Source organism: Pseudoflavonifractor sp. MSJ-30 (assembly GCF_018918045.1).
GTDB lineage: Bacteria > Bacillota > Clostridia > Oscillospirales > Oscillospiraceae > Faecousia.
The window spans coordinates 24,181-32,133 of record NZ_JAHLPU010000052.1 but is presented as its reverse complement, the minus strand read 5'-3'; the positions used below and the strand labels follow the sequence as shown (position 1 = coordinate 32,133).

Sequence of the window (7,953 nt, the reverse complement as noted above, 5' to 3'; positions counted from 1 at the left end):
TGACTGGATTCGAACCAGCGGCCTCTTGAACCCCATTCAAGCGCGATACCAAACTTCGCCACACCCGGATATTCACTTGCTGTCCCTGACAGCTCGGATATAATAGCATATATCCCGGAAAAAGTCAACCCTTATTTTTCCTTTTTTCGCCTGCGGGGCTGGTCGCCCCGCAGGGAATTTCTTACCGGAAGCTCCTGACCCAGTTCAGCAGGGAATCCCGGTAGACATTTTCCGCCACTTCCCGACGCATCCGGTCTGTCAGGGGGCCGTTGGCGGCGAGCTTTGCGAGGATTGCGCTTTGCAGCTCCTCCACCGTCATTTCGTCATAAGGCTTTGCGGCGGGCACCGGCTGGATATCCACCTGCAGAGGCTGCCGCGGCTCGGGTTTTGGAGGCTGAAAGGAAATCTTCAGGGGCTCCGGCATGGACAAATCCCGGTCTTCCGCCGTCCAGATTTCCCCGGAATGGGGCGGCAGCACCGCCTGTCCGTTCTGTGCCCGCAGACCGAGCAGCGCCCCCCGGAAACCAGAATCCACGGATACCGTCCTGGGCGTATTGGCATTGTTCACAGAGACAACGGTCCGCTTCCCGTCCAGGCTTCTGGCAAAGGCAAAGGTTTCATTGGTCAGCGTCAGCTCTTCATAGCCGCCATAGGAAAGCTCCGGCAGAGCCCCGTGCAGGCGGCCCAGGGACGCGATCAGCTTCGCCTGATCATTTCCCCGGAAATCCTCCAGATGCAGCTCCGGCCGCAGATTTCGGTCTGACCAGCGTTCCTTTTTCCCTTCGATGCCGAATTCCGAGCCATAGTACACCGAGGGGATCCCCGGCAGGGTATACAGCAGCACATGGACCGGCAGGAAATTGGCCTTTGCGCTGAGCTTGGAGGCAATGCGGGCCACATCATGGTTGTCCACAAAATTATAGAGCTTCCATTGGCTGGTCTCCCGGACCGTATGGGCGATCTCGAAATAGTTGTGGTCGTTGTGGCCGGAGTACAGTGCCTTGTGCAGGCGGTAATTGGTGACGCAGTGGAGCATTCCGGGGGCCAGCCAGCGGCCGTAATCTCCGTGGATAACCTCACCCATGAGCCAGAAGTCTCCCTTTTTGCTGTCCGTAAAGCCGCGCAGCGCCGCCATAAAGCCAAAGTCCAGCACATCCGCCGCGTCCAGACGGATGCCGTCAATGTCGAATTCTTCGATCCAGAAGCCCACCGCGTCCAGAAGATACTGCCGCACCGCCGGATTGGCGTGGTTCAGCTTGACCAGCAGATCGTAGCCGCCCCAGTTTTCGTAGGAAAGCCCATCGTGGAAGCTGTTATCCCGGTCAAAGCGCACATTGCAGAACCAATCCCGGCAGCCGGAATTCTCCCGGTTTTCCAACAAGTCCCGGAATGCGAAAAAGTCCCGGCCCACATGGTTGAAAACTCCGTCCGGCACCACCCGGATGGCCTTTTCGTGGCAGTACGCCACAAAGTCCTTCAAGTCCTCATTTGTGCCCAGACGGCTGTCCAGCGTAAAATAATCCGTCGTCTCATAGCCGTGGCCCACGGACTGAAAGAGCGGGCCGATGTAAAGGGCATTGCAGCCCAATTCCCGGATGTGCTCCACCCATGGCCAGAGGGTACGAAGACGGGAAACAGGCGCGCTGTAGGCATTCTTTTCCGGGGCGCCCGTCAGGCCCAGGGGATAGATATGGTAAAAAACCGCCGAATCGTACCAGGCCATCAGGCTTTCTCCTCCGTTTCGCCAGTGACCTTCGCCCGGCGTTTTTTCTCCTGATCGTCCAGCAGCATGCCAATGCTCATACCCACGCACATGCCAATGCACATGCCGATGGTCATATTGTCAGAGATACTGCCGAGACTCATGCCAATGCTGAGGCCCAGACACATGTACACCGTCATCCAGGCACTCTTGGGCTTTTCTCTGCGGTAACGGGGTCCTTCTTCCCCATCGCCGTCTTTTTGAAAACCCCGCTTTTCCAGAATATGGGCAGAGGCGGCATTTCCGGCCTCCGCCTCGATGGCGTAGACACCGTCCTGGGAAAAGGCCCAGTCGATCATGGCTCCCACTGCTTCCGTGGTGTAGCCCCGGCCCTCATATTCCTTCAGAACACCATAGCCAAGCTCCACAGTTCCCTTTTTCGGCGCGCCCTTGAAGCCCAGATCCCCAATACAGGTCCCCTCCTTTTTCAGCCGCATGGCCCAAGGCGTATTCCAGAGGGCGTTCCCGGGATCGGCATCCACGCCCGCCAGCATTTCCCCATAGGCCTGCTTCAGATCCGGGTTCTCCTCCCGGGCAATGGTCTGCTCCAACTCCTGCCGGGTCATGGGGACCAGGAGCAGGCGTTTTGTCTTCAGCTGCGTTTCCTTCTTCATAACGAACCTCCCAATCGATGGAGCAGCGGCTCATATTTCAGGCCGTAACTCCGCTTGTCCGTTTCATATGTCAATTTGACCGCTTCCGAGGTAAATTCACCGGCCATACAGGCCGCGTCCCGGAGGGACGCACCGCGCAGGAGCTTCCCCGTCAGCACGGCGGCAAACAGATCGCCTGTGCCAAAGTACCGGCCCGGAACTTTTCTCTGGCGATATTCCCGGATGGTTTCTCCCTCTTTCACTGTAAAGCCTGTTTCCTCCGGGGTGGAAATACTGCCGGTCAGAATGGCGTTTTTCTGGGGCAGCGCCTCCAAAAGGGCCGCGGCAGGCGCGCTTTCCGGCAGGCCGGTCAAAAAGGATGCTTCCGTCCGATTGGGCAGCAGTACATCCGCCCGGGCGCAAAGCCCCCGCATGGCATCGCCATAGGCTTCATTGAGGCCGGAATAGAATTTTCCGCTGTCCGCCATAGCCGGGTCCACGACGCAAACCCCGCCGGGGGCAAGCAGGTCGTCGATCAGCCCCAGCACCGGGGCAATGTCCTCTGCCGCGCCCAGATAGCCGGTGAGAATGGCGTCAAACCGAATGCCTTCCCGCTTCCAGTGCCCGGCAATGGGGCCGATGCTGTCCGTCAGCTGGCAGACATAGGGGCCGCGGAAGGCCGTATGGGCAGAGAGCAGGGCCGTCGGCAGCAGGCAGGTCTCATAGCCAAAGGCGGCCAGTGTGGTCAACGCTATGCTGCCAGAGCACTGGCCCAGACAGGACAGGTCCTGGACTGTTAAAACACGTTTGTATTCCATGGCTCAGTCCGGCACATCCATGTCCAGCCCCAGCTCTCTCGGCAGGAACCGGGGGCACACGTTTTCCGTCGTAACAATGACCGAAGCCGCCAGATGGGTACCGATCTCGCAGGCCTCCCGCAGGGTCTTTCCGTAGGTCAGGCCAACCGCCAGACCGGCGCAGAAGGAATCCCCCGCCCCGGTGGTGTCCTTCACCTCTACCGCCCGGGCTGGACACCAGCCCTTATTTCCATCCATATCCGCATAGACCGCGCCCCGGCAGCCCATGGTCACGATCAGTCTGGGGATTCTGGCCTGGATGATCTTCCGGGCGATCTCCTCCGCCAGTTCCTCCGGCTCCATATCGGAAAAATCCGTGCAGAACAGCAGCCCCGCCTCCTGGCTGTTGCAGACAAAAGCGGCAAGCTCCTTCAGAAAATCCCGGCGCTCCAGTCCGATGCTCATATTGGCCACCACACCGTAGACCTGTTTCCCGTATTTTTTCGCCAGCGCCAGGGTTTTTTTCATAATGGCCTTGTCCACGTCCACCTCGATGACGATGCTGTCCGCCTGGGCAAATATCTCGTCGCCCTGCTCCTCCAGTATGTCCAGAATGGGCATCAGGTTGGGACGTTTGGAAATAGACGCCACCACGTCCCCGTCATTGTCAAACACCGCCAGCCATGTACCCATGCCGTCCGGCACCTGCCGGACATAGCGGGTGTCCACTTTATGGTTGCTCAGGCGTCGGATTACATCCGCTCCTGTGCCGGTATCGTCCACCAGGCTTACAAAAGTGGGCCGAAGCTCGCAGTTGGCAATATCCTCCGTTACGTTGCGGGACACGCCGCCGTAGATCTGCTCCACACGCCCGGCGTTCCGTCCTCCCGGAATAAAATTCGCATCCGGGTATCCCTTGATATCTACGAACACCGCGCCGATCACTACAATTCCCATGTTCCTCTCCCTTTCTCTTACTGCTGCCTCTATTATACCGATTTTTTATCCATTTGCAATCCCGCAACCATTAAGAATCGCCAAAATGTGTGGACAATTCCGGGGAAATATGCTATATTGTAAAAGCGTATATGCTATCCGTCTAAAAATTGGGTAAGCTTTTGCCATGGAGGAAATCATATGGTTTATGTATTGCTGGGCACCGGCTTTGAAGAAGTTGAGGCCATTACCCCTGTAGACCTGCTGCGGCGGGCCGGGGTTGAAGTAAAAACCGTAGGTATTACGGGCGAGACCGTTTACGGCAGCCACAATATCGGCGTAGAGGCCGACATTCTGCCGGAGGAAATGGACTTTGACGCTCTGGATATGATCGTGCTGCCCGGCGGACTGGGCGGCGTTGCCAGCGCCCGGGCCAGTCAGGCAGCTCTGGACGCTCTGAAATGGGCCTGGGAGCACAGCCGCTTTGTTGCTGCTATCTGCGCCGGCCCTACCGTGCTGGCAGACCTGGGCATCACCGACGGCCGGGACGTCACCTGCTATCCCGGCTGCGAGAAGCAAATGGGCAACGCCCATCTGGCCATTGATGCCGCGGTTATGCGGGATGGCCGCCTGATTACCGGCACCAGCGCGGGCTGCGCCGTGCCCTTCGCGCTGGCACTGGTTGATGCCCTGAAGGGCGAGCAGGAGGCCCAGCGCGTCGCACGGCAAATCGTGATTCGAACCTAAAGGAGACCCACTCATGCAAGACAATCCCAACGAGCAGGGCAAGCCCCGCTTTTTAGCCAGGGACGACGCCGCTCCCTCCCCCGAGGGGCCCTACAAGGGGCGCTTCCTGCACAAAGATGAGCCGGAAGCGGAAGATGCCGCCGAGGCCCCCGCATTCCAGACGGACGCTCTGGATATCCCTCTCTCTTTTGAGAAGACCCCCGGCGAAGACAGTCAGGAAGCCGCGGCAGACCCGGAAGACGCCGCCGAGGCCCCCGCATTCCAGACGGACGCTCTGGATATTCCTCTCTCTTTTGAGGAGGCCCCCGGCGAAGACAGTCAGGAAGCCGCGGCAGAACCGGAAAACGCTTCCTATGGGGAAGCGCCCACCGATGCCGGCTTCGATGGCTTACACGAGCCTCCGGATCCGGACTACACCGCAGGTATTTCCGAAGACCTTCCGGAAGAACCGGAGGAGGTACTCCCGGAGACTATTGACGACTACAGCGAAATTCCCGACGATGTGCCCGTGGAGGACGTGCCCCTCACGGAAGAGGACGCCGACTTTCAGGAGCTTTTCAGCGCCGAACCGGAAGCAGAGGATGAGATTCCTGTCCGGGATCACCCCGCCCCCAAGGGCCGCCCCAAGCGGCGGAAGGGCGAGGGCCTGTTGGGCATTCCCAACATCCTTGTGACACTGGTCTGGATCGCCATTATTCTGGCCATCGGCGTTACGCTGGGCCGGATGATCTGGGTCTGCGCGGCAGACGTGCTGGCCTTCGGCCGGGAGGATCACAAGGTGACCATCACCATCTCCTCCACCGACGACATTGACGATATCGCCCAGAAGCTGAAAAGCGCCAACCTGATCCGCTATCCGGGTCTGTTCAAGCTCTATGCCAGCTTCGCTGTGGACGAAGGTGAAATTCAGCCCGGTATCTGGGATCTGAACACCCTGTACGACTACCACGCACTGGTAAACATGATGTCCCCCAGCTCCCACCGCAGCGTTGTCACCATTATGATTCCCGAAGGCTCCAGCTGCCGCCAGATCTTTGAGCTGCTGCAGGAGAAGCGGGTCTGCACCGTGGAAGCTCTGGAGAGCTACGCCGCCACCGGCGATCTGGGCGACCACTGGTTCCTGGACGGCCTGACCCGGGGCGACAAGTACTGTCTGGAGGGCTACCTCTTCCCCGATACCTACGAATTCTATACCAACGACACCGCCGAAAATGTTCTGAACAAAATGCTGAACAACTTTGATTCCAGAGTGGACGAGAGCATTCGCGGTCAGTTGGACAGCCTGAACGGCTATCTGGTGCAGCTGATGACCAACAACGGCAGAGATTCGGAGTATATCTCCTCCCATATGCTGTCCATGGCCGATGTTATCACGGTGGCCTCCCTGATTGAAAAGGAATCCGCCAGTGCCGAGGAAAGCTACACCATCGCCTCCGTCATCTATAACCGCCTGTATGCATGGGGCTCCACGCCTGCCTATCTGAACATCGACGCCGCCGTGATCTACGGTCTGGACGGCAAGACAGACCTGACCCAGGCAGACCTGCAAACCGACACCCCCTATAACACCTATCTGCACACCGGCCTGACCCCGGGGCCCATTACAAACCCGGGCCTGAACAGCATCAAGGCCGCTCTGGCTCCGCAGAACACCAAATACTATTACTATATCCTGGATCCCGCCGTGGGCACCCACCACTTCTCCTCCACTCTGGAAGAGCATGAGGCATTCCGGGAGGCTATTCGAGGATAAAATGCGAAAACTGGAACTTCTTTCCCCTGCCGGGGATATGGAACAGCTGAATATGTCCGTTCTTTACGGTGCGGACGCCGTTTATCTGGCCGGGACCAGCTTCGGTATGCGGTCCTTCGCGGGCAATTTCTCTCCTGAGGAATTGCCCGGAGCCGTGGCCTTTGCCCACGACCATGGGGTCAAGGTCCATGTGACTGTCAACACCATGCCCCGCAATGACGAGATCGTTCACCTGCCGGAATATCTGGAGCAGCTGGACGACGCCGGGGTGGACGCTCTGATTCTGGCGGATCTGGGCGCTTTCACCCTGGCCGGGAAATACGCCCCTCACTGCCAGCGCCACGTCTCCACCCAGCAGTCCATCGCCAACTACGCCTGCGCCCAGAGCTGGTTTGACCTGGGCGCAAGCCGGGTAGTCCTTGCCCGGGAGCTGAGCCTGCCGGAAATCCGCGCCATCCGGGAAAAGGCAGACCCCAAACTGGAAATCGAGACCTTCGGTCACGGGGCCATGTGCGTCAGCTATTCCGGCCGCTGCCTGCTGAGCAATTACATGACGGGCCGGGACTCCAACCGGGGCGCCTGCGCCCAGCCCTGCCGCTATCAGTACGCCCTGATGGAGGAAAAGCGGCCCGGGGAATACTTCCCCGTCTACGAGGACGAAAAGGGCACTTACATTCTCAACTCCCGGGATATGTGCATGATTGACCACCTGGACGATCTGATGGACGCCGGAGTGGACTGCGTCAAGCTGGAGGGCCGGGCCAAATCCGGCTATTACGCCGCCATCGTCACCGGGGCCTACCGGCACTGCATCGACGCCGTCGCCCAGGGCCTTGCCCCTGATCCCGTCTGGCGGAATGAGGTGGATCACATTTCCCACCGGGTCTATTCCACCGGCTTCTACTACGGTGAGCCGGGCCAGTACACCGAGACCTCCCGCTATATCCGCCAGTGGCAGATTGTTGCCATGGTGGAAAGCTGCGATGAAAGCGGTCTCGCCGTGTGCTCTCTGCGCAACAAGTTTTCCCAGGGAGATCCTCTGGAGTGCGTTGGTCCGGACAGCAAGCCCTTTGCCTTCGGCGCGGGAGCTATGGCCGACATGGAGGGCATGCCTCTGGAGCAGCCCCGAACGCCCCAAATGAACTTTACCATGCAGCTGCCAAAGCCCGTGCCCCCATTCTCCATACTCCGCAGAGCGGTGGAGTTGTCCGCAAAATAATTTCATTTATAACAGGACCCCCATGCCAACGTGTCTCACCCACGGCATGGGGGTCCTGCTTTCTCACATATTACGGCTTCCGGCTGTCAATTCTCTCCCCTCTGTCCGGATCTCCCGGGAGGAGACGCAATGCGGCCCTCTCCCGC

General features: G+C 59.1%; 7 protein-coding genes. 3 read left to right on the top strand and 4 right to left on the bottom strand.

What is annotated here, in order from left to right; translation table 11 throughout:
- Positions 1-181: 181 nt before the first annotated feature.
- From KQI10_RS08615 to KQI10_RS08600, 4 genes are read right to left on the bottom strand one after another with little or no spacing between them, the layout of a single operon-like run.
- Positions 182-1,723 carry an alpha-amylase family glycosyl hydrolase gene (locus tag KQI10_RS08615; RefSeq protein WP_216567015.1) on the bottom strand — a complete coding sequence of 514 codons (1,542 nt, stop codon included), beginning with the start codon at positions 1,721-1,723 and terminating at the stop codon, positions 182-184.
- On the bottom strand, positions 1,723-2,376 hold the full coding sequence (locus KQI10_RS08610; protein WP_216567014.1) for a GNAT family N-acetyltransferase: 654 nt from the start codon (positions 2,374-2,376) through the stop codon (positions 1,723-1,725). The genes KQI10_RS08615 and KQI10_RS08610 overlap by 1 nt, the downstream gene beginning before the upstream one ends.
- The gene (locus KQI10_RS08605) at positions 2,373-3,173 is read right to left on the bottom strand and encodes a PfkB family carbohydrate kinase (RefSeq protein WP_216567013.1); all 801 of its coding nucleotides are present in this window, start codon (positions 3,171-3,173) and stop codon (positions 2,373-2,375) included. The genes KQI10_RS08610 and KQI10_RS08605 overlap by 4 nt, the downstream gene beginning before the upstream one ends.
- A gap of 3 nt (positions 3,174-3,176) precedes the next feature.
- On the bottom strand, positions 3,177-4,109 hold the full coding sequence (locus tag KQI10_RS08600; RefSeq protein WP_216567012.1) for a carbohydrate kinase family protein: 933 nt from the start codon (positions 4,107-4,109) through the stop codon (positions 3,177-3,179).
- A 180-nt stretch (positions 4,110-4,289) separates the two neighbouring features.
- Between KQI10_RS08600 and KQI10_RS08595 the strand changes: the two genes are divergently transcribed.
- Genes KQI10_RS08595 through KQI10_RS08585 form a run of 3 tightly spaced genes read left to right on the top strand, consistent with a single transcriptional unit; the run spans position 4,290 to position 7,807 of the window.
- Entirely contained in the window at positions 4,290-4,835 is a 546-nt protein-coding gene (locus KQI10_RS08595) for a DJ-1 family glyoxalase III (RefSeq protein ID WP_216567011.1), read from the top strand.
- Between the two features lie 13 nt (positions 4,836-4,848).
- Positions 4,849-6,588 (top strand): endolytic transglycosylase MltG, encoded by a 1,740-nt coding sequence (gene mltG, locus KQI10_RS08590; protein WP_216567010.1) that lies wholly within the window; start codon positions 4,849-4,851, stop codon positions 6,586-6,588.
- 1 nt (position 6,589) lies between these two features.
- Positions 6,590-7,807, top strand: a complete 1,218-nt coding sequence (locus tag KQI10_RS08585; RefSeq protein ID WP_216567009.1) for a U32 family peptidase — start codon at positions 6,590-6,592, stop codon at positions 7,805-7,807.
- Positions 7,808-7,953 lie beyond the last annotated feature (146 nt).